Origin of the sequence: Clostridium novyi NT, assembly GCF_000014125.1 — a bacterium.
Taxonomy (GTDB): domain Bacteria; phylum Bacillota; class Clostridia; order Clostridiales; family Clostridiaceae; genus Clostridium_H; species Clostridium_H novyi.
This window is the reverse complement of sequence record NC_008593.1, coordinates 516,727-541,556: the sequence shown is the minus strand read 5'-3', so window position 1 is coordinate 541,556 and position 24,830 is coordinate 516,727. Positions and strand designations below refer to the sequence as shown.

The window sequence follows — 24,830 nt, the reverse complement described above, 5'->3', positions numbered from 1 at the left end:
AGCTCTATCTCTAGTAATCTAGAGACAAAGCTATTATACTCTGCGGTTCCACCCTAATTGAATAAAATTCCACCTTTTCAAGCACCGTCATTTAAAATATAATTTAAATTTTATGCTCTATTACTATAACGGGTAATCCCGTTGCAGCCTACTTTATTCGGTGCAAAACTCCAAAGGGCACTTCACATAAATCTTACATAGAAATCTCACAGCATATGATTTCCTCTCTGAATGCACAATTTATATTACTTTCCTTCTTCACTGTATTTCATACTATTTCACTAAGGATTATATTTTTATTATATGAATTTAGTATTAAATTGTCAATAACTTTTATTTTTAAAAATAACTAACTACAGAATCTGTGCTTTCCTATTATTTTTATAAGAGGTCTGGACCAAATCCATCCACTAGTTGCTGTATCAGGATTAAAATAATATACTGCTCCATCTGATGGATCCCATCCATTTAATGCATCTCTTGCTGCTTTAATTGAACTTTGCTGTATTTCTGCATTTATTTGTCCATCAACAATAGCAGTAAATGCTCCTGGTTGATATATTACTCCTGCAATGCTTGAAGGAAATCTAGCATCTCTAGTTCTATTTAATACTACTGCTCCTACTGCCACTTGCCCTTCATATGGCTCTCCTCTTGCTTCACCATTTATTAATCTTGCAAGTAACATCACATCTGAATTATTAGTTGTTGAGGTGTTTGAAGTATTTGAAGATACTTTTGATGTCCCCCCACCTGTTCCATCATTTATGCCAAGTGCAGATAGTGTAGAATCACCTACTATTCCGTCTACTGTAAGACCATTTTTTCTTTGAAAATCCTTTACTGCCAAATATGTTTCATATCCATATTTTCCATCAAGTGCTCCTTCATAATAATCCCATGCCTTTAATCTTCTTTGTATTTCCGTTACAATATTATTCTTTGAACCATATTTATACACAGAAGTTTTCATACTATTAAAATATGGAATTACCTGTTGAGGAATACTTGCATATGAAAATAGCATTAGTATTATTAATACAGATACTCTTTTCCAATCTAACTTATTTTTCATTAAAAGTCTCCTCCTAAAAATATTGAGTATGATTTCTTGTACTTATAGTTTGCTCATTTCTTTTTAAAAATACTCTTTAAATTAAAAAAGTCAGTGTAATTTTAAAATTACACTGACTTTTTTATAAAAGATTAACTAGCTTTTTTTGTTTTTCTTTTTATCTTTTCTCCTAAAAATTCTTCAAATATATCATTTATTATAACTATACCTTGTAGTTTTTCTTCCGCATCAATTACTGGAATTGTTATAAGATCATACTTAATAAATTTTTTAATAGCTTTATCTATATTTTCATCATCTTTTAACTTTATAATTTCTGTTTTCATTATATCTTTTATCTTTTTATTTGCATCACAAAAAACAAGTTGTCTTAATGATACAACACCTTGCAACTTACCTTTTTCATCTGTTATATATATATAATGACTTATCTTCTCTTCTGGTGATATTTCTTTTAAAAGTTCAATAGTTTCTGATGCCGTAATATTTACGTTAAAAGAAACAAAATCAGTATTCATAACACTACCTACTGTTTCTTCTTCATATCTCATAAGATCTCTTACTTTTTCTTCATCATCACTTTCAAGGGTCATAAGAAGCTTTTCTGCCATTTCCTCATCAACTTCTTCTAATATATCTGCTATTTCATCATTGGACATATTATTTAAAATTCTAGAAGCCTTACTTTGATTCATAGTTTCTAATATATCTGCCTGAATCTCTGGCTCAATTTCTTCCAAAGTATCAGCGGCTAAATGTTCATCTAAGCTTTCAAATATTTTATTTCTATACTTTAAATCAACTTCTTCTAATATATCCGCAATATCCGCTGGATGCAATTCAGATATCTTTTTGTAAGGAACTGAAATCTTTAAACTATCATCTATCATTTCTAAAGATTCAACATCATCCCACATTATAGTTTTATCATAAATAGGCTTTTTTAAAATTTTATAAAAAACTTTTACTAATGAATCTATGCCATATCTCCTGCTCAATGCTAAAAAACCAGTTTCAACAGCTATAACTCTAATATCAAAAGTAATATTAGCCATTATAAGATCATTAACCCTAACAACCTTCTTGCCATTTATATCTACTATTTGTTTATCTAGCAATTGTTTTGATAAAAGGTATGAATACGCTCTAGGAATTATATCTTTTACTCCCCTAACTCTTATAATTATTTTTCCATTGTCCTCATAAACCTGAACACTTCTGAATTCATAATTATAAATTTCTCCACCTTTTTTAACTTTATATCCTATTGCTTTAGGATATCCATCTCCAGCAGTAACATATATATCGACTAGTCTTCCTATGCAATCATTATATTCGTCATAAATACTTTTATGGAGTGCTTGACTTAAATAAAAACTATTAAGTTTATTCATGGATATTCCTCCCTTTATATAGAGAAACTCCTTTTATACTACTAAGGTTAATATTTGACAACTGACACATTAAAAAGTCTGTATTATCAATTCTCAATTATCAACTCTAATAATCAATCGTCAATTACAAACCATACATTAATATAAATCTATTCTCTATATATTGCTTATTATTTAGTTTTAAATTTGTATTAGATCTCCTTCTAAGGGGACCACCTTCCATTTATACCTCACCTCTCATAGCATAAGTTTATGCAATATATTAAAACTTATTTTTTTCTACTCTATAATAAATTATATTATACTTTTCTTAAAATGCAAATGTATTTGCGAAATTCCATTATTTTATTTGTTTATATCATTTTATTTAACTCTCAAATAAAATTTCAACGTTTTTCTTTAGTTTTTATTAATTTTCCTAATATTATTATATGATATGTATTTAAAATGTTTTATTTATATTTTGAATTTATTATGTTAATATTATTACTAGATTTGGAGGGACTTAATATTATGAAATTAAATAAAGAATTTTTACCTATTTGTAAAAAAGACTTAGAAAATAAAAATATAGATCAATTAGATTTTATCATAATAACTGGGGATGCATATGTTGATCACCCTTCCTTTGGTACTGCAATAATAGGGCGTGTTTTAGAAAGCCAAGGTTTTACTGTAGGGGTTATATCTCAACCTAACTGGCACGATGTAGAGGATTTTAGAAAACTCGGAAAACCTAAATATGCTTTTTTAATTAACTCTGGAAACATGGACTCTATGGTAAATCACTATACTGCCGCTAAAAAGAAAAGACATAATGATTTATTCTCTCCAGGAGGCGAAAGTGGCCATAGACCAGATAGAGCTATAATTGTTTATTGTAATAAAGCCCGTGAAGCTTACAAAGGAGTTCCTATAATTATAGGTGGTATCGAGGCAAGTCTTAGAAGATTTGTTCACTATGATTATTGGGACAACAAACTTAGACGTAGCCTTCTTTTAGATTCTAAAGCAGATTTATTGATATATGGAATGGGCGAAAAAACAGTAGTTCAAATTGCTGACTTACTTAAATACGGAATGAATATAAAAAATATAACAAATGTTCAAGGTACTGTTTATACAACAAATACTTTAGACAATGTTGATAATTATATAGAAGTTCCTTCATATGAGGAATGTGTTAACAGCAAAAAAGCATATGCTGAAAGCTATAAATTAGAATACTATGAACAAGATAGTATTAACGGAAAAAATATAGTTCAAAAACATGGCAATAGATATATTGTTCAAAATAAACCACAAGACACTTTAACTGAAACTGAAATGGATGAAGTTTATAATCTTCCTTATGCAAGAACTTATCATCCTATCTATGAAGAAAAAGGTGGAATACCTGCTATTAACGAGGTTAAGTTCTCAATTACTAGTCATAGAGGATGTTATGGTGGATGTTCTTTCTGTGCTTTAAACTTCCATCAAGGTAGAACAATCCAAAATAGAAGTCAACAATCTGTAATTGATGAAGCTAAACTACTTACAACTTTTGAAGACTTTAAAGGATATATACATGATATAGGTGGTCCTACAGCAAACTTTAGACACAAAGCTTGTGAAAAACAGAAAAAACACGGAGTATGTAAAAACAAACAATGTCTTTTCCCAACTCCATGTAAAAACTTAAAAGTAGACCACAGCGAATATTTAGATTTATTAAGAAAAGTTAGAAAGCTACCTAAAATTAAAAAAGTATTTATAAGATCTGGTATAAGATTTGATTACTTAATTGCAGACAAAAAGGATACTTTCTTTAAAGAATTATGTGAACATCACATAAGTGGTCAATTAAAGGTTGCCCCTGAACACATAAACGATACTGTTCTTAGTGCTATGGGAAAACCTAAAAATGAGGTTTATGAAAAATTTGAAGCTAAATATAAAGCTATAAATGAAAGACTTGGTAAAAAACAATTTTTAGTTCCATACCTTATATCAAGTCACCCTGGTAGTGATCTTAATATAGCAATCGAACTTGCATGTTATATAAAACATATGGGACATAGCCCAGAACAAGTACAAGATTTTTATCCTACTCCAGGAAGTTTATCTACTACTATGTACTATACAGAAATAAACCCTTTAACTGGAGAACATATTTATGTTCCTAAAACTTTTGAAGAAAAGTCTATGCAAAGAGCATTACTTCAATTTTCAAAACCTGAAAATTATAATTTAGTAAAAAAAGCTCTTATAAAAGCTGGTAGAGAAGATTTAATAGGATTCGGTAAAGACTGTCTTATACCACCAAGACCAATGAAAAGTAAAAATAAAAAATCAAATTCCAAAGGTAAATCTTCTAATAAAAGAACAAAGAAGTCAGGGAGATAATTATTTCCCTGGCTTCTTTAATTTACTTATTCCATAATTTAAAGTTAACATCCATAAGATATCTCCAATAACTAATTCTATAAATACACCCTTGCCTATTACAAAAAATAAGGTTTCTAATACGGTAATCATTGAAGATACTATTACAAATACTATTCCTTTTTTATCTAAGTTAGGCTTATATATATTTATAGCTAGTACGATTAATATAATATTCATCAGCATATATCCAATGTATATGTAAACACTGTTTTCTAATCTCATATAATACCCGTACATAATATCAACTTTTACTATTAAATTATATGTATTAACTATAAACCCATATAAAATTGATAATGCAATGGTTATTGGAAATATTAAAGAAAACTTTATTTTATAATCTCTCATAAATATATAAATTACAACAAGTCCGGTTATAGGTATAGATAATAAATTTAAAAAATACCCATATTTAAAAAGATAAAGATAACGTATATTTTGCACAAAGAAAAATCCAAATAAAGTTAAATATCGTATAAACATTATTAAGAATGCAAATATGCATATTAACTTAATTTTATGAGGAGATTCTTTTAAATTATCCTTAAAGCCTTTATAAATTATAAATAACATAACTGTTAAAAGTATTAAATAAATATATCCTTTCAATGTTTTATCACCCTAAAATTATTGTTATTTATAACTATTATATTTTTTCACTATTTATTACTGTTATTTATCTTTTGTACTCCTAAAACCTTAATTCCACCTTTAATGCATCTTATTGTTACAGGGAAATCAGGTCCTCTCTCTCCATCTATATCCGTTACTATGTCCTCATGGCACTCAATTTCTAATTTGTCAGTTTTAAAGTATACAAGCCCTTTTGTACCTTCTAAGTGTTCTCCCTTTAAAATTCTTATAAACAACCCTATTATATCTTTTATCATTCCTGCTTTTACTATAATTACATCAAGCATACCATCAGATAAATCAGCTTTATATGCTAAATGAAAATTCCCAGCTGTTTCTCCATTGAATACAAGCATAAGATACATATTATCATCAAAGTTCATATGTTCTGATTTAACTTTTATCTTTAGCTTTCTAAAACTCGGTATTTGCTCTATTCCCTTTACATAATAAGCAAGTTTTCCTATGGTGTTTTTTAAATTTACATCCGTCTTTTGAGAAACATCTGTAAAAAGTCCTGTACTTGCAACATTTATAAAATATTTTTCATTGATTTTTCCTATATCTAATGCTGTTGGTTTGCTACTTAATATTTGTTCACAGGCCTGTGATACATTGGTTGACATTCCTATAAACTTAGCGAAATCATTTGCCGTACCCATAGGAAGAATGCCTATTGGCAAATCTATATTTAATGTTTTCATGCAATTTACAACACTATCTACAGTTCCATCTCCCCCTGCTATTAATATGTATTTAAAAGTATCGTCTATATTATCAAAAGCACATTTTAGTTCTATATTTTTAGAAATTCTAAATGGCTCTACTATATACCCATATTTTTGATGGATCATTATTACTTTATCTATTTCATTTATAATTGCATTTTCCCCCGAGTAAGGATTGTAAATAAACTTAACTTTATTCATTCTTAATTCTCCTATTCAATTGTTCCCTAAAATTTGATGAATACTCTATAATATATATATTTATTTATATATTATAATATCATTATAAAAATTTAACAATTTATATTTAATTTATAGTATTAATGCCTTTAACTCGATTATTTTACTGTAAACATAAAAAGGCCTATGAAATTACAATGCAACTCATAGGCTTTTTTATAGATATCTATATAATATATTGTTAAATATTAGGGGTAGCTGGAGTTGATATTTCACCTAAAGTATTTTCAGATTGATTTAAACAACCTGACTCTACTGCTAAATCACCTAAAGCCACTATTCCAACAACTTTTTCATCTTCAACTACTGGAAGCCTTCTTATTTGTCTTTCTCCCATTATTCTTGCAACTTCATTTGTATCCATAGTTGGATTTACAACCACTGGATTTGAAGTCATTATATCCTTAACCTTTTGTTGATGCACATTTTTTCCCTCAGCAGATGATCTTAATGTAATATCTCTGTCCGTAACTATACCAACTACTTTTTCTCCTCTACATACTGGAATAGAGCCAACATTGTATTCGCTCATCATTTGAGCAGCACGTTCTACTGAGTCTTCTGGATTTATAGTTGCTACGGTTTTAGTCATTATATTTTTTATTTCCATCCAAGACACCTCCTAAAAATATTTTGCCCTGAAAACCGTAATATATTAAGTTTTTATAAAAAATATTATTTTACTCTTAAATATTTGTCTCAAATACTATATAATTATAAATATATATATATACTATTATTTATATTTAATAATTTTTAGGAGTGATATTATAATGATAAAAAAGGCAGTTCCAAATGCCTTCACTTTAGGTAATTTAGCTTGTGGTCTTATATCCTTAATAATGACATTTGAAGATAAATTTAGTGCTGCTTGTATCTTTATCCTATTAGCTGGTCTTATGGATAGATATGATGGTAGAATAGCTAGATATTTAGATGTTTCTAGTGAGATTGGAAAAGAATTAGATTCACTTGCTGACTTAGTTTCCTTTGGTGTAGCACCAGCTATATTAATTTTTCAACTATACAACTTTATCAATTTAGGAATTATAGGTTATTTATTAGTATTAATTTTTCCATTATCAGGTGCTTACAGACTAGCAAGATACAATTGTTCAGAATTTGAGGGTACTTTCATGGGAATACCTATAACTATAGCCGGAATGTTAATGGCAGTATATGCATTTATAAATATTAATCATACTTCTAACGTTTTAGTTACAAGTATATTAATGGTTGTTTTATCATACCTTATGGTAAGTAAATTAAAAATAAAAAAAGTGTGATTTTCTTTCACACTTTTTTTATTCATTAAAGCTCAGTTGCTCATTAATTTCTGATACTATATAATTCTCATTTATAGTATTTTTTATTATCTCAGATTTCAATTCACAATAATCCATATAATTGTCTCCTGACTGCTCTAAAACAGTTATAATTTCATCGATTATCCTTCCAAGCCTTCTAGCTCTTTGAAGCGTATCTTTTACTTGACCTTTTTTTGATAAAGCCATGCTATTTAACTGGGTACTACTGCTCACTAAAACTTGATATGATGTAACTAGTTTGCCAAGTAAATCTGCAAGTCCATTAATATCTACCTTATATGCTTCTATAACTTTTCTGCTTCCCACCACATCACCTTTATACTTAATTTCAATACTTATTATATTAGGTTTATAACAAAATAATACCTTTTTAACTGTATTTTATTACTTAACATTACATTTAATATTTATAAAAACAACTTCCTCCTACAAATTCCCTCACTATGGAATTCTCAGGAACTAAATTTTTATCTACATCTTTAAAGAAGTGTAAGAAACTCTTTAATCTCATAGCTTCATAATAAACAGGACTTTCTTCGCTTATCTTAGAAAGTTCAGGTTCTGCATATTTTTTTAACACACATAACTCATATATCAAGCTTGAATTAAACATAACATCGGCTTCTTCCTGGAATACAAATATATTTTTTTCTTCCCCACGTCTTATAGAAGGCCACATTTTCAAAGTATCTTCAGCACCATATCCTCGAGATAAACTATCCCTTACTATTCTTCTTATCATTCTCACATCAGTTGTAGCAATTCTATTATGATTATCTAGGTTTAATTGAGTTAAAGCACTTATATATATTTTAAACTTATTTTCTTTTGCAATAGACGCTGTCAACATTTCATTTAATCCATGGATTCCTTCAATTAAAAGAACTGCATTTTTAGGCAACTCTAAAGTCTCTTTTTTCCAACGTCTACTTCCTGTTTTAAAATCAAATTCAGGTACTACTGTTTTTTTACCTTCCATTAGATCACATAAATTTTTATTAAATAATTCTAAATCTAAAGCATATATAGATTCAAAATCATAGTTTCCAAATTCATCTTTAGGAGTCTTTTCTCTATCCACAAAGTAATCATCAAGAGAGATTGGAACTGGCATAAGTCCATTAACTCTTAACTGTATTGCAAGTCTTTTTGCAAAGGTTGTTTTCCCTGAAGATGATGGTCCCGCAATTAATACTACTTTTACATTTTTTCTATTATTAATCATGTCGGCAATATATGCAACTTTCTTCTCATGTAATGCTTCAACAACTCTTATAAGTGATGAAATATCCCCACTTTTAACATGGTCGTTTAAAGCTCCAACATCCCCAACATCTATTATCTGTGCCCATTTTTCACTTTCATAAAATATTTTTGCTAGTTTCTTTTGTTCAATAAATTTAGGTAACTTGTCACAATTATCTATAGTAGGTCCTCTTAAAATAAATCCTGGTTCATAGTACATTAAATCAAATAATCTAACATGTCCTGTTGAGTATGCCATTGGTCCATAAAAATAATCATACATTCCATCTAATTCATACAAAGTTACATTTTTATTATCCACATGAGCAAACATTCTGAGTTTTGCATCCATATCATATTCTTTAAATATTTCTATTGCCTTTTCCTTAGGAACAGAAAGCTTATGAATAACTATATCTTTATCTATAATTTCTTGCATTCTGTTTTTTATGTTTTTTACATCCTCCTGAGTTAAAGGAGTTTCCTTACTAACTTCCCCAAAAATACCTTTACTTAAAGAATGCTCTATACGCACCTTTACACCTGGATATAAATCTCTAACAGACTTTATTAAAATAAATTGTAATGTTCTCATATAAGCAAGTACTGATATTTTTCTCTTAGGATCAACTATTTCAAAGTTACCATCTTCATATACTTTATGATTAAGTTCATATATTTTTCCATTAAACCATGCAAGTATTGGAACTTTTTTATCTGGTACATGAAAAAATTTTGATATTTCATATAAGTTTGTACCTTTGCTTACAGAAATCTTCTTATTATCTTTAAAAGTTATATTTATATTACACATAATATCCCTCCATAAACAGCTGTAAAAATATATTTTCATATTTCATTCTATTCTCAAATAATCATAATTTCCTTCATAAATTTATTCTTTTAGGAAAAAATACATTTATGAAAGGAGTTTTTTTATGTTTATAGTGCTTATAAGAACAATTATATTGTATATTTTAGTAGTCGTTGTTATGCGTTTAATGGGTAAAAGACAAATTGGTCAATTAGAGCCATTTGAACTTGTTATTGCAATAATGATATCTGACCTTGCTTCATTACCTATGCAAGATCTTAGAATTCCACTTATTCACGGTATTATACCTATAATTACATTACTTGTACTACAATCTTTAATAACCTTGCTAGAATTGAAAAGTGAAAAATTTGGTTCAATTTTAACAGGTACCCCTAGCATACTAATTGAACACGGAAAAATAAATATAAAAGAACTTCGTAACCAAAGAATGGGGTTTAACGATTTAATAGAAAAAATAAGATTATGTGGTTACTATAATATATCAGATATCGAATATGCAATATTAGAGACCAGTGGACAATTATCCGTAATTCCAAAAAGTAAAGTAACACCTACAACTAGAGAAGATCTAAATATAGTACGTCCAGAAGAAAATTTACCCGTAACCTTAATATTAGATGGGAAAATTCATGGACACAATCTAGCAATAATAAATAAAGATAATAACTGGTTATACACACAACTAAAAGCTAACAATATATCTTCTGAAAAAGAAGTATTTTTAGCTACTTTAGATTCTAGTGGACAATTTTTCTATCAACTAAATGATGATAATAACTAAATTGGAAGGAGCATTGTAAATGAAAAATATTTTTACCTCATTTGTAATATTTATACTTCTAATTATTACTATATCAATTTCAATACATTATCTCAACACAAAATACTACTATTATGAAGAAAAAGTTAATTCATTAGAACAAATGGTTTCCGATGAACAATGGAATAAAGCATATGATGAATCTATAAGTTTTTTAGATTCTTGGAAAAAAGATTCTAAATTACTTACAGCTTACATACATCATGTACATGTAGAATCTATAAGCTCCGATTTACTACAATTAACCCAATATATAAAGTATGAAGAAAAAGTTGACGCCTTAGCTTCAATACATGAAATCAAATTTTTATTGAAGGAAATTACAGAAATCCAAAAAGTAAACATAACCAACGTTTTTTAAAAAAATTTTTTTATTATGTTTACGTTTTTATTGCATTATACGCTATGGTAAATATATTACTAATGGGGTATAATAACTTTGATAGCATTAGTCTCTAAAATATAACTAAAGATAATATAATCCTAATAATTATTTGGAAGGTGGAATTAGTATGGCATTAGTAACAACTAAAGAAATGTTCAAAAAAGCTTATGAGGGGAATTATGCTATTGGTGCTTTCAATATGAATAACATGGAAATACTTCAAGGTATTGTTGAAGCTGCCAAAGCACAAAAGTCTCCTGTAATAATCCAAGTTTCTAAGGGAGCATTAACTTATGCTGGTCCTAAATATGTAAGAGCTTTAGTAGAAGCTGCTGCTGAAGATAGCGGAGTAGATATGGCTCTTCACTTAGATCACGGTCCAGACCTAGAAACTATAAAAGTTTGTATAGAAAACGGATTTACTTCTGTAATGTTTGATGGTTCTCATCTAGATTATGAAGAAAATGTAAGAAAAACTAAAGAAGTTGTTGATTATGCTCATGCTCACGGAGTAGTTGTAGAAGCTGAACTTGGAGTTCTAGCTGGAGTAGAAGAACATGTAAAGAGCGATGTACATGTTTATACTGATCCAGACCAAGCAGTTGATTTCGTTAATAGAACTGGTTGTGATTCTTTAGCAATCGCCATTGGAACTAGCCATGGTGCATTTAAATTTGAAGGTGAAGCAAAATTAAAATTTGACATCTTAGAAGAAATTCAAAATAAATTACCTGGATTCCCTATAGTTCTTCATGGTGCATCTTCAGTTGATTCTGAACTTGTTAAGATTTGTAACGAATTTGGTGGAGAAATCCCATCAAAAGCAAAAGGAGTTCCAGCTGATATGTTAAGAAAAGCAGCTTCTATGGCAGTATGTAAAATAAACGTTGATACTGACTTAAGACTTGCTATGACTGCTGGTATCAGAAAATCATTAGGAGAAAAACCTTCTGAGTTTGACCCAAGAAAATATTTAGGACCTGGAAGAGAATTAATCAAAGGCCTAGTTGAAAAGAAAATCGTTAACGTATTTGGTTCAAACGACAGACTTTAATTTTAAGTACTAGAAAAAGGATATTGCTTAATTGCAATATCCTTTTCTTATATTTTAAATACTATTATCTTAAATTACTATTTTTCTATATAATTTGAAATATGCTTTATAACCATATTAATAGTCCCGTCTCCATTTCTAATTATCTCAAATCTACTATTATCATTATAAGCATCCTCATTTAAATATACATCTATATCCTTATCAATTTTAAGCCTTATTCTTTTAAACTTCTTATCTACCCACTCTTTATCTACAGCTACCTTTTCAACTCCGCCCTCCTCTTTAACAAAGTTCACAAAGCTTTCTTTAACAACTGTTTCATCTCCAAACAAATCTTCAGCAACTTCTTTTACATCAAACTCTTCTTCTTCACGAAGCTTCTTTTTAATAGTATTTCTGATGTTTTCTTGAGCTTCTGCATTTTCCTTTAAATTTGTTCTGGTCCACTTTTCTGCAGTTTCAACAAAACTTTTTGTAATATCTCTTTCATTGTCTATTACTCGGCACCCTAAATAATTTCCTATAAAATAATTTGAACCATATTCTTCACTTTTCTTATTTTTAGTTTGTTTATCTATTACCATAAGATCATATTCATTATCATCTCTAATTGGTTTAATAAAAGCACACTTATTTATTTTTTGTCCACTGGCTGGTAGCCCTGTGTACTGTGGAATTATATTAATATCTATTTTTTCATCTACTACCTCTACTGTATGAAAATAATTTTTTATATAATCCATTTTCATAACTCCAAGCATAGAACCATACTCTGTAGATATATGAACCACTACAAGATCGCAAGATGCTATACTTCCCTTTGATCTCATAAGTATAAACATTTGTCTTGCAAGTTCTTTTGACGCTTCTAAAAACTCACATTCCTTACTTAAAAACTCTTGAGATACATCCTTAACAATATTTCTTTCATCATTAAAAACAGCATATTTAAGTTCTTCATCTTTAAAACATTTTTGTATATGCTTAGTTAAAAATGTATATACCTCATCATTTAGTTCTAATTTATACTCATTTAAAATTGGCTCATCAGCATTATTATCAAGAATATGTATTACAGCCTCATTTATAGTAATATCATTTATATATTCCAAATCATTCACTCCTAAAAATCATAATAAACTATAACCCTAATTATATCATAAAACTTTTTGTCCTTATGGTATTTTTTATTTATGATATAATTATAAAATAACTATAAATGAGGTGAATTAAAATGAATGAAATAGAAACTAGAATAATAGATATTGATGTAGATGATGTAAGATCCAAAATGTTATCTGTAGGTGCAACTAAAGTAAAACAAGAAAATCAAATTAATAACATATATGACTTTGAAGATAGACGCCTTTTAAAAGAAAAAGGATATGCAAGAATAAGAATAGTAAAAGATGAACTTAATAATAAAGATGTTTACTTTATGACTACCAAAAAACTTTTAAGTCAAGATAAATATAAATTAATGAGTGAAAATGAAGTTACTATTAACAATGCACAAGAAGGAGCAAATATTTTTACCTCTCTTGGATTAAAACTATTTGAATCCATAAAAAAATATAGAGAAAGCTACAAATATAAGAATGCTCTTGTGGAAATTGATATAAACGAAAAAAGCTTTTGCCCATTTCCATATATAGAAATAGAAACTTCCGTTGAAGAAGAATTAGAAGAAGTAGTATCAATTTTAGGATATACTATGAAAGATACAACCTCTAAAACTATATATCAAATATTAGAAGAAAGAAATTCTAAATAGTATGTTCGGTTACGTTTTTCCATATAAAATGGAACTTAAAATAAAGGATTACGAAAAATTTAAAGCATATTATTGTGGACTTTGTTTATCATTAAAAAATAACTTTGGAAATCTTCCAAGATTATCATTAAATTATGATATGACATTTCTGTCAATCCTTTTAGACTCCTTAGATAAAACAAAAACCAACTATAATAATCATACTTGCATAGTTCATCCTATAAAAAGCAGAATCTTTGTTGTAAATAATAAAGCTTTAGATTATGCAGCATTCTGCAACGTATGTTTAACCTATTATAAACTTTTAGATGATTATAATGATGACAATTCATTACAAAGCAAACTAGTTTCTCTTATATTAAAAAAGTATTTGAAAAAACAACCTAATTACAATGAACTTAAAATCTATATTGAAAAAAAACTAAACCAATTAAACTCTTTAGAAAAAAATCCTCAAGATAAAAACTTAGATGAATTTGCTCATCCTTTTGCTGATTTAACTGGATTTATTATATCTTATTATATAGAAAATACAGATTATAAACTTGACCTATACTGGTTAGGATATAATTTAGGGAAATGGATATATATTATAGATGCTTATGACGACCTCGAAAAAGATATGAAAAGTCATAAATTTAATCCTATTAATCTATGTATAAATAAAGATAACTTGCCCTACTCAGAATTAGTAAAAGTTATAAGTTCTAGAATTGACTTTATTCTTTGTAATTGTGCAATGGAATGTTATAGCTATTTTCAAAATCTTCCTATACAAAAGAACTATGATTTACTTGAAAATATTCTTCACTATGGTTTACTTGAAAAAATGAATATAATATTTAAAAGGAGCGAATCTAACAATGAAAAATCCTTATGAAATTCTTGAAATAAATGAAAATGCTACAGAAGAAGAAATCAAACAAGCTTATAGAAAACTTGCAAAAAAATATCATCCTGATCAATACGGAGATAACCCCTTAAAAGATCTTGCAGAAGAAAAAATGCGTGAATTAAATGAAGCTTATGATTACCTTATGAAAAATCATCAAAATACTTCCTTTAATAATAATTCTGATTTTGGTAATTTTACAAACGCAACATCATTTAATGAAATTAGAATGCATATAAATAGAGGTAATATAAGTTACGCTGAAGCTCAATTAAATAATATGACAAATCATAATGCTGAGTGGAACTATTTAATGGGATTAGTTAATTTAAAAAAAGGATGGTATGACGCTGGAATTAATTATATAAGTATAGCTTGTAATTTAGATCCATATAATAAGGAATATATTAATGCTTTAAATATGCTGAAAAATAGGAATAATACATTTAGACAGGGATATAATACTAGTCGTAGAAGTGATTCTGATTTCTGTGATTGTTGTGTAAAACTTTGGTGTCTAGATACTATGTGTGAATGTTGTTGTGATGGTAATATAATTTCTTGTTGTTAAAGGAGATGTTTTTATTATGAAAGTATCTAACATTACAAAAGGTGGTATACTTATAGCTTTAACATTAATCTTTATTTATTTAAGCTCCATAATACCTACCAATAAATTATCCTTAATGACAATAACCTCTTTTATAATAATACTTTCAATTATCAGTTTAGGAGTAAAAACTGGTTTATTAGTCTTTGTTGCCAGTTCTATTTTGAGCTTTTTTATAGTTTCACCTAAAGAAATAGTTTTTACTTATATATTATTTTTCGGATTATATGGTTTTGTAAAATACTATATAGAACATTTTAATAATGTACCATTAGAATTATTTTTGAAACTTATTTATTTTAATGTTTCTATGTTTATATTATTTTACTTATATAAAACACTGTTTATAGGAGATTTTAGTTCCTATAAAATGTATTTCCCTATATATACAATTATAATTTTTGGTGAAATAATCTTCTTTATATTCGATTATGTACTAACATTATTTGTATCATATTATAATAAACACTTTGCATCTAAATTCTAAAATTATCTAAAATATTGACTTTTTATGAAAAAATGGTATAATTTATAACTGTTAATATTTTAAATATTGCCCAATAGCCAAGCGGTAAGGCACCTGACTCTGACTCAGGCACTCCGTAGGTTCGAATCCTGCTTGGGCAGCCAAACTTTATAAATTAGATTTAAAAGAGGCCTCTATAATAGAAGCCTCTTTTAACCTTTAATCATAAATTAAATATATTAACTTTTATATAAAAAACTAAAACTTAAAATTCTTTAATAAGTCTGCAAATGCAAAGTTTCCTTCATCTTCATCATTATATTTTTCTATTTCTTCTGCAACTTTATTTTCTGCATCTTTAATTGATAATGCTATTCTCTTATCGTTTTCATTTATTTCAAGTATTTTTACTTTTACTTTATCACCCTTCTTTAAAACATCTGAAGGTTTTGCTATATTTTCATCAGTTATTTCTGTAATATGAACTAATCCTTCTACTCCACCTAATATTTCAACAAATGCACCAAAATCTAAAAGTTTTACAACTTTTCCTTCAACTATATCATTAACTTTAAACTTAGAAGAAACATTATTCCATGGATCTTCTTCTACATTTTTAAGACTTAATGCAATTTTTCCTGTGTCCTTATGAAAATCAAGTACATAAACTTCTACTTTGTCTCCAACCTTTACAACATCTGAAGGATTATTTACTCTTTCCCAAGATAAATCTGAATTATGAATTAATCCATCTACTCCTCCTAAGTCTACAAATGCACCAAACTTTGCAAGTCTTCTTACAACACCACTTCTTTTTTCTCCTTTTTTAAGTGAAGCTAAAACCTTTTGTTTCTTATTTTCTATTTCTTTTAATTCAACTTCCTTAGCTGATAGAACTACTTTATTTTTCTTTCCATCAAATTCAATTACTTTAACCTTTAAAGTTTTACCTAAAAATACTTTTACGTCCTTAACAAAACTAGCTGATATTTGAGATGCTGGTATAAATGCTCTTATTCCATTTATATAACTTACAACTCCGCCTTTTACAACTTCATCTACTTTAGCTTCTAATATTGTTCCATTTTTAAATGCATCTTTTAATGTATCCCATGCTTTAACACTATCAGCTTTCTTTTTAGATAATAATACATTTCCCTCTCCATCATTTATCTTAACTATATATACATCTACCTTATCACCTGATTTTAAAATATCTTTAAGCTCTTCATCATCACTGCATACTTCATTCTTTTTTATAACTCCATCAGTTATATATCCTATATTCACTAAAACTTCATTTTGAGATACAGAAATTACTTCTCCTTCAATAATATCTCCAACATAAATCGGTTCCATAGTCTTATCTATAGCTTCCATAATATCTTGCATTGATTCTTCTTGTACTTTATCTTTTTCCATATGTATCTCCCCTTACTTTTATATTAAAATTCTTTTATACATTTAGTATACCAAAATACACTATATTAATAAATCTTATACATATGTTGAATAAAACCTTCTTATACTTGACATAATATACATATTACTTTATTTATATACAAATACCCTTGACAGTATTTCCTATTTACTCTATAATTAAAAAACAAAAGTTATATGTTATTGCTTTGAAAAGGAGTAGTAGTATTTTTTTCAATTTAAGAGAGTTGTCGGTAGCTGCAAGACAATATTGATAATTTACGAACTTGCCTTTGAGCTTATCTGTAAGAAGCAGATACGGATTAAACCGTTATATTTTTTAAAGTGAAGCTTTAAGCTTAATTAGAGTGGTACCGCGGAAATTACACCTTTCGTCTCTTTATTAAAAGAGATGAAAGGTTTTTTATTTTAAATTAATATTTTATTAAACTTATAAGGAGGTTATTTTATGGGAAACTACGGAACAACAGTAGATGAAAAATGGCAAAAGAAATGGGAAGAGTCTGGACTACATAATTTTGACGAAAATGCTCCAGGTGAAAAATTATACGTACTTGAAATGTTCTCTTATCCATCAGCTGCAAAATTGCATGCTGGTCACTGGTTTAACTATGGTCCAACAGATTCTTGGGCAAGATTTAAAAAAATGAATGGTTATAATGTATTTCAACCAATGGGTTTTGATGCATTTGGTCTTCCTGCTGAAAACTTTGCAATAAAGACAGGAATTCATCCTCAAGATTCAACAATGAAAAATATAGAAAACATGGAAGAGCAATTAAGATCAATGGGAGCTATGTTTAATTGGGATCATGAAATCATAACTTGTCTTCCTGATTATTACAAATGGACTCAATGGGTATTCTTAAAATTATATGAAAAAGGACTTGCATACAGAAAAAATGCTCCAGTAAATTGGTGCCCTAGCTGTAACACTGTTTTAGCTAACGAACAAGTATTAGATGGTCATTGTGAAAGATGTGATTCTTTAGTTGAAAAGAAAGCATTAACTCAATGGTTTTTAAAAATAACAGATTATGCTGATGAGCTTTTAGAAAAATTAGATGGTCTTGATTGGCCTGAAAAAACTAAAGCAATGCAAAAACACTGGATTGGAAAATCAAAAGGTGTTGAAGCAACTTTTAAAGTAGAAAATTCAGATATAACATTTGATGTATTCACTACTAGAGTTGATACTCTAAATGGTGTTACTTACGTAGTTCTAGCACCTGAAAATGAACTTGTTGATAGTCTTACAACTGAAGAAAACAAAGCTGCTGTTGAAGCATACAAAATAGAAGCTCAAAAACAATCAGATATAGAAAGACAATCTTCAACAAGAGAAAAAACAGGAGTATTCACAGGATCATATGCTATAAACCCTATAAACGGAAATAAAGTTCCTATTTGGGTTGGTGACTATGTACTTGCAACATACGGTACTGGTTGTGTAATGGCAGTTCCTGCTCACGATGAACGTGACTATGCTTTTGCAACTAAATATGATCTTCCAATAGTTAGAGTTATTGAAGGAGGAGATTCTCTTCCATTCACTGAATACGGTTCTCTAGTAAACAGTGGAGAATTTGATGGTTTATATGGTGAAGAAGCTAAAGAAGCTATTGTTAAGAAACTACAAGAACAAAAACTTGGAAATTGGAAAGTAAACTATAGACTTCGTGATTGGCTTGTATCAAGACAAAGATATTGGGGAGCTCCAATTCCTGTTGTTTATTGTGATAAATGTGGAACTGTAGCTGTTCCTGAAGAACAACTACCAGTTGAACTTCCATATAACATAGAATTTACTCCAGATGGTAAATCACCATTATCAAAAAGTGAAGAATTCTTACATACTACTTGTCCTAAATGCGGAGGTCATGCTGTTCGTGAAACTGATACTTTAGATACATTTGTATGTTCTTCATGGTATTATTTAAGATATGTTGATAACAATAACTCTGAAAAAGCATTTGACATAGATAAAGTTAATAAAATGCTTCCAGTAGATAAATATGTTGGTGGACCAGAACACGCTTGTATGCATCTTCTTTATGCAAGATTCATAACAAAAGCTCTTAGAGATATGGGATACTTAAACTTTGATGAACCATTTACTTCTCTTACTCACCAAGGATTAATACTTGGACCAGACGGACTTAAAATGAGTAAATCTAAAGGAAATACAATAGCTCCAGATGATTATATTAAAGAATATGGTGCTGATGTATTTAGAATGTACCTAATGTTCGGTTTTGCTTACTCTGAAGGTGGCGCATGGTCAGATGATGCTATAAAATCAATGAGCAAATTCGTAGATAAAGTTGAAAGAATTTTAGCTGATTCTAGAACACAAATGGCTGATTCTAAAAATACAAAAACAACTATTGAAAAAGCTGAAAAAGAATTAAATTACACAAGACACTACGCGATACAACACGTTACTGAAGATACAGAAAAGTTCCAATTCAACACTGCTATTGCTAGAATTATGGAATACACTAATTCTTTATCAAAATATTTAAATGAAGAAAACTTAAATGTTGAATTCCTAAAAGAAGCTTTAACTGATTACATTAAACTTCTAGCTCCTTTTGCTCCTCACTTCTCAGAAGAACAATGGGAACTTTTAGGTAATACATCTTCAGTATTCACTACATCTTGGCCAAAATTTGATCCTAAAGCTTTAGTTAAAGATGAAGTAGAAATAGCTATCCAAATTCTTGGTAAAATAAAAGCTAGAATGAACATTGCAACAAATCTTACAGACGAAGAAATAAAAGAAGCTGCACTTAACAATGAAACTATCAAGGGACTTCTTGAAGGAAAGAATATAATTAAAGTAATAGTTGTTAAAGGTAGCCTTGTAAATATAGTAGCTAAATAAATTTAAAATAAAACCTACAACCATAAAACATGGTTGTAGGTTTTACTCAGGCTGTTGATAAGCATAATTTGTCAACAGCCTTTTTACATTTATTACAAAAAGGATTTTTAGTGTTTATGTAGAATATATATTTTAGAACAATAAATCTTTTAGCCCGTTAGGGCTCCTACGGAGGAAAAATGCTTACTAATAATGAAAGAAAACAAAATCAATTAGAACTAGTTTATATAGAAAATTTAGTACCTGAAAATCACATACTTAGAAAGATAGATAAATACATAGACTTTTCATTTATAAGAGATTTAACTAAGGATTTATATTGTGCTGATAATGGCAGACCTTCAGTGGATCCAGTTGTATTATTTAAAATGCTTTTTATAGGATACCTATTCGGTATACGTTCAGAGCGTCAGCTTGTAAAAGAAATCCAGGTAAATGTAGCTTACAGATGGTTTTTAGGATATGGACTTACTGATAAAATACCAAGTCATTCCACTATAAGCCAGAATAGAACAAAAAGATTTAGTAATACAAATATACATCAAGAAATATTTGATAATATTGTATTTCAAGCTATTAATAGAAACTTGGTTGATGGCAAAATTCTATATACTCATTCTACTCACTTAAAAGCTAACGCTAATAAACATAAATTTATTAAAAAAGAAATAACTAAATCCACAAAGGAATACTTTGATGAATTAGAGAATGACATTAATAAAGATAGAATTAATCATAATAAAAAGCCTCTAAAAAAAAAGACTAAAATAGCTAAAACTAAGGAAATAAAAGTAAGTACAACTGATCCAGACAGTGGATATATGGTTAGAGATGGAAAACCTAAAGGCTTTTTTTATTTAGATCATAGAACTGTTGACGGAAAGTATAATATTATAACAGACGTTCATGTTACTCCCGGGAATATAAACGATGTAGATCCTTATGTTAAAAGAATAGAAACTCAAATAGAAAAGTTTAATTTTAATACAAAATATTTAGTAGCAGATGCCGGATATTCTACGAATCCTATTTGTAAACAAATTTCAGACAAAAATTATCAAGGTGTTTTTGGGTTCCGTTTAGGACCCCATGTTAAAGGAAAATATACAAAATATAGATTTCAGTATGTTAAAGAATTAGATGGATATGTGTGTATTAATAATTGCTTTTTAAAATATAGAACTACTACGAGGGAAGGTTATAAAGAATATTTAAGTAATGCGGAGCATTGTGCTTATTGCAAATATAAAAATAATTGCTTAACATCTGATAAATCCATTAATAGAACTATACGTCGTCATGTTTGGGAAGACTATAAAGATCAAATTTTTAGATTTACTAAAACAGAAAAAGGTAAAAGTATTTACAAACGACGTAAAGAAAAGATTGAGCGTAGCTTTGCTGATTCAAAAGAATTACATGGGCTACGTTATTGTCGCATGCGAGGAATTAAAAATGTTTCTGAGCAGTGCCTACTTACAGCGGCAGTTCAAAATATGAAAAAGATAGCCATGGTGCTATCGCATTATTTTTTGTGTACATTAATTCAAATTTATTCCAAATTAACATACATAATAAATATTTTTCGAATGCTATCGCATAAAAGAATTTTGGCGTAAACAAAAGCCCCCAATTGTTGGGGGCTTTTTGAACAATCTGAATAAAACCTACAACCATAAAACATGGTTGTAGGTTTTACTTATTTATAACTTTATATTTTTATTTATATATCTTTAAACTTTTTTCTGTAGATTTAAGTAAAGCATTTAATTCAAAGACTTCTCCCTCTGATAATACATCATTTAATTGATTTTGGAAACTCTCCGCTTCTACATTTCTTCCAGATGATATTAGTGCAAAAATATTATTCATAATATCTGATACTAAACTTGATTTAACCTCAAATAATTTTTGTGCATCCATTATTTCATCTTTTATCTCTAGCATTTCAGTATCTAATTTAAATGCTGCATCTGCGGCACCTTTTAACTTATCCTTTATCTCTTCTGGTATTTTATGTTTATACTTATAATTTAGAGAATGCTCAACTGTAGCCCAAAAGTTCATAGCAAGTGTTCTTATTTGAAATTCTGCTAATATTTCTTTTACCCCATCAGCCATATTTACAGGATATTTAACAATTATATGATAACTTCTATAACCACTTGCCTTAACATCAGTTATATAATCTTTTTCATACATTATCTGCATATCTTTTCTTTTTCTAATAAGATCCACAACTCTATAAATATCATCAACAAACTGACACATTATTCTAATGCCAGCTATATCCTCTAGTTCATATTCAATACGTTCTATAGGTATGTTAAATTTATTTGCTTTTTCAAGCATACTAGATAATTCTTTTACCCTTCCTGTTACAAACTCTATAGGTGAATTTTCATTTTTTCTTCTATATTCTCTTCTAATACTTTTAAACTTAACTTTTAGCTCCTCTACAGCTTGTTCATAGGGTATTCGAAATTCATTCCATTTTCTAACCGCCATATTCCCCACCCTTTATTTATGTATTTCATAAATTTTATATAATTCTAAACTTACAATATAATTATAATATATGATATATACTTAAACAATTGTTTTCAATAACATGATTTTTATATGGAAATTTGATATAATTTATTAATGGTAAATTTTTATACTCTGAGGTGAAAAAATAACAATGAAGAATATTTTTGCTGGACTTGATAAGCTTGGATTTGACGACGTAAATAATGTTGACTTATATAGAAATAAAAATAAAATAGAACAAGAAAATGATAATATTATAGAAGATAATACACCAGAAGAACTTCACCACCTGTATGATAAAAGTATTTCATGTCCTGTTTGTGATAATGAATTTACAGTAAAAGCAATCAAAACCTCTTCATATAAAATGAAAAGTAGAGATAGCGACTTTTTTATTAGATATGAACTTATAAATCCTTATTTTTATGATGTTTGGTTATGTAATAGTTGTGGATATGCCGCTATGAAATCAGATTTTTTAAGAATTCGTAGTTATCAAAAGGATGATGTATTAAATAATATAACATCAAGATGGAAAGGAAGGGAATACCCCGTACCTTATGATATAGATATAGCTATTGAACGTTATAAACTTTCTTTATTAAATTATTTCTATATGGATGCTCGTGATAGTCAAAAGGCTATGAATTGTTTAAAACTTTCATGGATGTATAGGCTCAAAGAGGATGAGGAAAATGAACTACTTTATTTAAAAGAAGCATTAGAAGGTTTTAAAGAAGCTTATTTTAACGAAGACTTCCCTATATTCGGCATGAAACGTTTTACCGTAATGTACCTTATAGGGGAACTTAATAGACGTGTTAAAAATAATAAAGATGCTCTAGTATGGTTTGGAAATGTCATAACATCCCAAGCTGCTGAAAGAAAAATTAAAGACCTTGCTCGTGATCAAAGAGATTTAATAAAAACCCCCGACCAACTAGATAAATCTTCTACTAATGATAGTAAACCTAAAAAGAAAAAGGGATTTTTTTCATCCTTATTCGAATAAAAATATTATCCTATAAAATAATAATTACATAAATATATTTTATAGGATAATTTAATAGGATTCTTAATTTAATTTTCTATAATATTTTTATTGGATCAAAGTCTATATAATCACATGAAGTCATTATATATTCTACTCCTTCATGTTCTCCTTCAAATATATTTTTTAAAGAAGGACCGTGTAAGTGTCCATATATAACTTTTTCTACATTATACTCATTAAATATTTCCGTTAATTCCGTTTTTTCAAACTTATCATTTACAGGTGGATAATGAACCATAACAATTATCTTCTCAAATCCCGCCTTTTTAGCAGCATCTAAAGATATTCTTAATCTTATTTGTTCTCTTTTATATATTTTATCATCATGTTCACTATACTTATCAGTTGGCGGATTCCATCCTCTTGTCCCACATATAGCATAATCTTCATATACAAAAAAGTTATTTTGTATAAATCTTATATCATCATACAAACTATTTAGCTTACTTATACTTCCCCACCAATAATCATGGTTTCCCTTTGAAATTATCTTTCTTCCTGGCAACTTATGTATCCATTCTAAATCCGCCATTCCATCTTCCATTTTCATTGACCATGAAATATCTCCTGCAATTAAAACAGTATCTTCATTTGTAATTTTGTTTATCCAATTTTCTTTTATTCTATTATCATGATTCATCCAATGGTCTCCAAATACATCCATAGGCTTATCACAATTTAAAGATAAATGTAAATCTGATATTGCGTACAGCGCCAAATTTTATCACCTTCCATTAGCAAGTTTATCTACATCCATTATATAAGCTATTACTTCCGCCACTGCATTATATAATTCTTCTGGTATATAGCTTCCTACATCAACATTTGTTAATAATTCTGCTAATTCTTTATTATATACTACAGGCACTTCATTTTTTTTAGCTTCTTCAATAATTTTATCAGCTACATATCCCATGCCAGCCGCACTAACTATAGGTGCATCATAATTCATTTCATATTTTAAAGCCGCTGCCTTTTTTCTATTGGATTTATCCATAATAA

General features: G+C 28.3%; 24 protein-coding genes, 1 tRNA gene and 2 other annotated features. Of the genes, 13 read left to right on the top strand and 12 right to left on the bottom strand.

The genetic code is table 11. The features are described from left to right. Positions 1-17: 17 nt before the first annotated feature. Positions 18-271, bottom strand: a binding site (T-box leader). 78 nt (positions 272-349) lie between these two features. Beyond that, positions 350-1,075 carry a spore cortex-lytic enzyme gene (gene sleB, locus NT01CX_RS02595; protein ID WP_011721480.1) on the bottom strand — a complete coding sequence of 242 codons (726 nt, stop codon included), beginning with the start codon at positions 1,073-1,075 and terminating at the stop codon, positions 350-352. A gap of 131 nt (positions 1,076-1,206) precedes the next feature. Then, the gene (locus NT01CX_RS02590; RefSeq protein ID WP_011721479.1) at positions 1,207-2,469 is read right to left on the bottom strand and encodes a magnesium transporter; all 1,263 of its coding nucleotides are present in this window, start codon (positions 2,467-2,469) and stop codon (positions 1,207-1,209) included. Between the two features lie 513 nt (positions 2,470-2,982). On the opposite strand from NT01CX_RS02590, the gene NT01CX_RS02585 reads away from it, so the two are divergent. Next, positions 2,983-4,857: a YgiQ family radical SAM protein gene (locus tag NT01CX_RS02585; protein WP_011721478.1), complete on the top strand. Its 1,875-nt coding sequence runs from the start codon at positions 2,983-2,985 to the stop codon at positions 4,855-4,857. Here NT01CX_RS02585 and NT01CX_RS02580 read toward each other — a convergent pair whose 3' ends face one another. The 3 genes from NT01CX_RS02580 to NT01CX_RS02570 all read right to left on the bottom strand — a co-directional run bounded on the left by NT01CX_RS02580 (position 4,858) and on the right by NT01CX_RS02570 (position 7,110). Next, a complete protein-coding gene (locus NT01CX_RS02580) occupies positions 4,858-5,508 on the bottom strand; it encodes a hypothetical protein (RefSeq protein ID WP_011721477.1) in 651 nt (216 codons plus the stop codon). 50 nt (positions 5,509-5,558) lie between these two features. After that, a complete protein-coding gene (locus NT01CX_RS02575; RefSeq protein ID WP_011721476.1) occupies positions 5,559-6,461 on the bottom strand; it encodes a YegS/Rv2252/BmrU family lipid kinase in 903 nt (300 codons plus the stop codon). A 220-nt stretch (positions 6,462-6,681) separates the two neighbouring features. Next, a complete protein-coding gene (locus tag NT01CX_RS02570; protein ID WP_011721475.1) occupies positions 6,682-7,110 on the bottom strand; it encodes a CBS domain-containing protein in 429 nt (142 codons plus the stop codon). A gap of 163 nt (positions 7,111-7,273) precedes the next feature. Between NT01CX_RS02570 and pssA the strand changes: the two genes are divergently transcribed. Continuing rightward, a complete protein-coding gene (pssA, locus tag NT01CX_RS02565; RefSeq protein WP_011721474.1) occupies positions 7,274-7,786 on the top strand; it encodes a CDP-diacylglycerol--serine O-phosphatidyltransferase in 513 nt (170 codons plus the stop codon). A gap of 18 nt (positions 7,787-7,804) precedes the next feature. Here pssA and NT01CX_RS02560 read toward each other — a convergent pair whose 3' ends face one another. Beyond that, a complete protein-coding gene (locus tag NT01CX_RS02560) occupies positions 7,805-8,134 on the bottom strand; it encodes a hypothetical protein (RefSeq protein ID WP_011721473.1) in 330 nt (109 codons plus the stop codon). Between the two features lie 94 nt (positions 8,135-8,228). Then, positions 8,229-9,887, bottom strand: coding sequence for a nucleoside kinase (locus NT01CX_RS02555; protein ID WP_011721472.1), 1,659 nt, complete (start codon positions 9,885-9,887; stop codon positions 8,229-8,231). A 124-nt stretch (positions 9,888-10,011) separates the two neighbouring features. Here NT01CX_RS02555 and NT01CX_RS02550 point away from each other — a divergent pair, with 124 nt between their 5' ends. From NT01CX_RS02550 to fba, 3 genes are all read left to right on the top strand, one after another. Then, the gene (locus NT01CX_RS02550) at positions 10,012-10,692 is read left to right on the top strand and encodes a DUF421 domain-containing protein (RefSeq protein WP_011721471.1); all 681 of its coding nucleotides are present in this window, start codon (positions 10,012-10,014) and stop codon (positions 10,690-10,692) included. 19 nt (positions 10,693-10,711) lie between these two features. After that, complete coding sequence (locus tag NT01CX_RS02545; protein WP_039223248.1) at positions 10,712-11,092, top strand: DUF4363 family protein; 381 nt, start codon at positions 10,712-10,714, stop codon at positions 11,090-11,092. 151 nt (positions 11,093-11,243) lie between these two features. Next, positions 11,244-12,170 (top strand): class II fructose-1,6-bisphosphate aldolase, encoded by a 927-nt coding sequence (gene fba / locus NT01CX_RS02540; RefSeq protein ID WP_011721470.1) that lies wholly within the window; start codon positions 11,244-11,246, stop codon positions 12,168-12,170. 77 nt (positions 12,171-12,247) lie between these two features. Here fba and NT01CX_RS02535 read toward each other — a convergent pair whose 3' ends face one another. Then, positions 12,248-13,285, bottom strand: a complete 1,038-nt coding sequence (locus NT01CX_RS02535; RefSeq protein ID WP_039223251.1) for a nucleoid-associated protein — start codon at positions 13,283-13,285, stop codon at positions 12,248-12,250. A 122-nt stretch (positions 13,286-13,407) separates the two neighbouring features. On the opposite strand from NT01CX_RS02535, the gene NT01CX_RS02530 reads away from it, so the two are divergent. From NT01CX_RS02530 to NT01CX_RS02510, 5 genes are all read left to right on the top strand, one after another. Beyond that, positions 13,408-13,947 (top strand): class IV adenylate cyclase, encoded by a 540-nt coding sequence (locus NT01CX_RS02530; protein WP_011721468.1) that lies wholly within the window; start codon positions 13,408-13,410, stop codon positions 13,945-13,947. 1 nt (position 13,948) lies between these two features. After that, positions 13,949-14,827 carry a DUF5685 family protein gene (locus tag NT01CX_RS02525; protein WP_039223257.1) on the top strand — a complete coding sequence of 293 codons (879 nt, stop codon included), beginning with the start codon at positions 13,949-13,951 and terminating at the stop codon, positions 14,825-14,827. Further along, positions 14,811-15,410: a DnaJ domain-containing protein gene (locus NT01CX_RS02520; RefSeq protein ID WP_011721466.1), complete on the top strand. Its 600-nt coding sequence runs from the start codon at positions 14,811-14,813 to the stop codon at positions 15,408-15,410. Before NT01CX_RS02525 ends, NT01CX_RS02520 begins: the two co-directional genes overlap by 17 nt. A 16-nt stretch (positions 15,411-15,426) precedes the next feature. Continuing rightward, entirely contained in the window at positions 15,427-15,936 is a 510-nt protein-coding gene (locus NT01CX_RS02515) for a hypothetical protein (protein WP_011721465.1), read from the top strand. Positions 15,937-16,003: 67 nt separating this feature from the next. Next, positions 16,004-16,079 (top strand) — tRNA-Gln (locus NT01CX_RS02510). A 94-nt stretch (positions 16,080-16,173) separates the two neighbouring features. Here NT01CX_RS02510 and rpsA read toward each other — a convergent pair. Continuing rightward, positions 16,174-17,337, bottom strand: a complete 1,164-nt coding sequence (rpsA, locus tag NT01CX_RS02505) for a 30S ribosomal protein S1 (RefSeq protein WP_011721464.1) — start codon at positions 17,335-17,337, stop codon at positions 16,174-16,176. Positions 17,338-17,534: 197 nt separating this feature from the next. Next, positions 17,535-17,737 (top strand) — a binding site (T-box leader). A gap of 66 nt (positions 17,738-17,803) precedes the next feature. Here rpsA and leuS point away from each other — a divergent pair. Next, on the top strand, positions 17,804-20,242 hold the full coding sequence (gene leuS, locus NT01CX_RS02500) for a leucine--tRNA ligase (protein ID WP_011721463.1): 2,439 nt from the start codon (positions 17,804-17,806) through the stop codon (positions 20,240-20,242). 179 nt (positions 20,243-20,421) lie between these two features. Beyond that, positions 20,422-21,861 (top strand): IS1182-like element ISCno1 family transposase, encoded by a 1,440-nt coding sequence (locus tag NT01CX_RS02495; protein ID WP_011721461.1) that lies wholly within the window; start codon positions 20,422-20,424, stop codon positions 21,859-21,861. Between the two features lie 100 nt (positions 21,862-21,961). On the opposite strand, the gene NT01CX_RS02490 is transcribed toward NT01CX_RS02495, so the two are convergent. After that, positions 21,962-22,750, bottom strand: a complete 789-nt coding sequence (locus NT01CX_RS02490; RefSeq protein WP_011721460.1) for a GTP pyrophosphokinase — start codon at positions 22,748-22,750, stop codon at positions 21,962-21,964. Between the two features lie 175 nt (positions 22,751-22,925). Between NT01CX_RS02490 and NT01CX_RS02485 the strand changes: the two genes are divergently transcribed. After that, complete coding sequence (locus NT01CX_RS02485) at positions 22,926-23,786, top strand: DUF2225 domain-containing protein (RefSeq protein ID WP_011721459.1); 861 nt, start codon at positions 22,926-22,928, stop codon at positions 23,784-23,786. Positions 23,787-23,862: 76 nt separating this feature from the next. On the opposite strand, the gene NT01CX_RS02480 is transcribed toward NT01CX_RS02485, so the two are convergent. Further along, positions 23,863-24,546, bottom strand: a complete 684-nt coding sequence (locus NT01CX_RS02480; protein ID WP_011721458.1) for a metallophosphoesterase — start codon at positions 24,544-24,546, stop codon at positions 23,863-23,865. Between the two features lie 6 nt (positions 24,547-24,552). Further along, on the bottom strand, positions 24,553-24,825 hold the full coding sequence (locus NT01CX_RS02475) for an EscU/YscU/HrcU family type III secretion system export apparatus switch protein (protein WP_011721457.1): 273 nt from the start codon (positions 24,823-24,825) through the stop codon (positions 24,553-24,555). Positions 24,826-24,830 lie beyond the last annotated feature (5 nt).

Excerpts from the sequence above, each read along its gene's own strand:
- sleB (WP_011721480.1), bottom strand. The coding sequence starts at position 1,075 with ATGAAAAATAAGTTAGATTGGAAAAGAGTATCTGTATTAATAATACTA.
- NT01CX_RS02590 (WP_011721479.1), bottom strand. The coding sequence starts at position 2,469 with ATGAATAAACTTAATAGTTTTTATTTAAGTCAAGCACTCCATAAAAGT.
- NT01CX_RS02585 (WP_011721478.1), top strand. The coding sequence starts at position 2,983 with ATGAAATTAAATAAAGAATTTTTACCTATTTGTAAAAAAGACTTAGAA.
- NT01CX_RS02575 (WP_011721476.1), bottom strand. The coding sequence starts at position 6,461 with ATGAATAAAGTTAAGTTTATTTACAATCCTTACTCGGGGGAAAATGCA.
- NT01CX_RS02570 (WP_011721475.1), bottom strand. The coding sequence starts at position 7,110 with ATGGAAATAAAAAATATAATGACTAAAACCGTAGCAACTATAAATCCA.
- pssA (WP_011721474.1), top strand. The coding sequence starts at position 7,274 with ATGATAAAAAAGGCAGTTCCAAATGCCTTCACTTTAGGTAATTTAGCT.
- NT01CX_RS02555 (WP_011721472.1), bottom strand. The coding sequence starts at position 9,887 with ATGTGTAATATAAATATAACTTTTAAAGATAATAAGAAGATTTCTGTA.
- NT01CX_RS02550 (WP_011721471.1), top strand. The coding sequence starts at position 10,012 with ATGTTTATAGTGCTTATAAGAACAATTATATTGTATATTTTAGTAGTC.
- NT01CX_RS02545 (WP_039223248.1), top strand. The coding sequence starts at position 10,712 with ATGAAAAATATTTTTACCTCATTTGTAATATTTATACTTCTAATTATT.
- fba (WP_011721470.1), top strand. The coding sequence starts at position 11,244 with ATGGCATTAGTAACAACTAAAGAAATGTTCAAAAAAGCTTATGAGGGG.
- NT01CX_RS02530 (WP_011721468.1), top strand. The coding sequence starts at position 13,408 with ATGAATGAAATAGAAACTAGAATAATAGATATTGATGTAGATGATGTA.
- NT01CX_RS02525 (WP_039223257.1), top strand. The coding sequence starts at position 13,949 with ATGTTCGGTTACGTTTTTCCATATAAAATGGAACTTAAAATAAAGGAT.
- NT01CX_RS02520 (WP_011721466.1), top strand. The coding sequence starts at position 14,811 with ATGAAAAATCCTTATGAAATTCTTGAAATAAATGAAAATGCTACAGAA.
- NT01CX_RS02515 (WP_011721465.1), top strand. The coding sequence starts at position 15,427 with ATGAAAGTATCTAACATTACAAAAGGTGGTATACTTATAGCTTTAACA.
- rpsA (WP_011721464.1), bottom strand. The coding sequence starts at position 17,337 with ATGGAAAAAGATAAAGTACAAGAAGAATCAATGCAAGATATTATGGAA.
- leuS (WP_011721463.1), top strand. The coding sequence starts at position 17,804 with ATGGGAAACTACGGAACAACAGTAGATGAAAAATGGCAAAAGAAATGG.
- NT01CX_RS02495 (WP_011721461.1), top strand. The coding sequence starts at position 20,422 with ATGCTTACTAATAATGAAAGAAAACAAAATCAATTAGAACTAGTTTAT.
- NT01CX_RS02490 (WP_011721460.1), bottom strand. The coding sequence starts at position 22,750 with ATGGCGGTTAGAAAATGGAATGAATTTCGAATACCCTATGAACAAGCT.
- NT01CX_RS02485 (WP_011721459.1), top strand. The coding sequence starts at position 22,926 with ATGAAGAATATTTTTGCTGGACTTGATAAGCTTGGATTTGACGACGTA.
- NT01CX_RS02475 (WP_011721457.1), bottom strand. The coding sequence starts at position 24,825 with ATGGATAAATCCAATAGAAAAAAGGCAGCGGCTTTAAAATATGAAATG.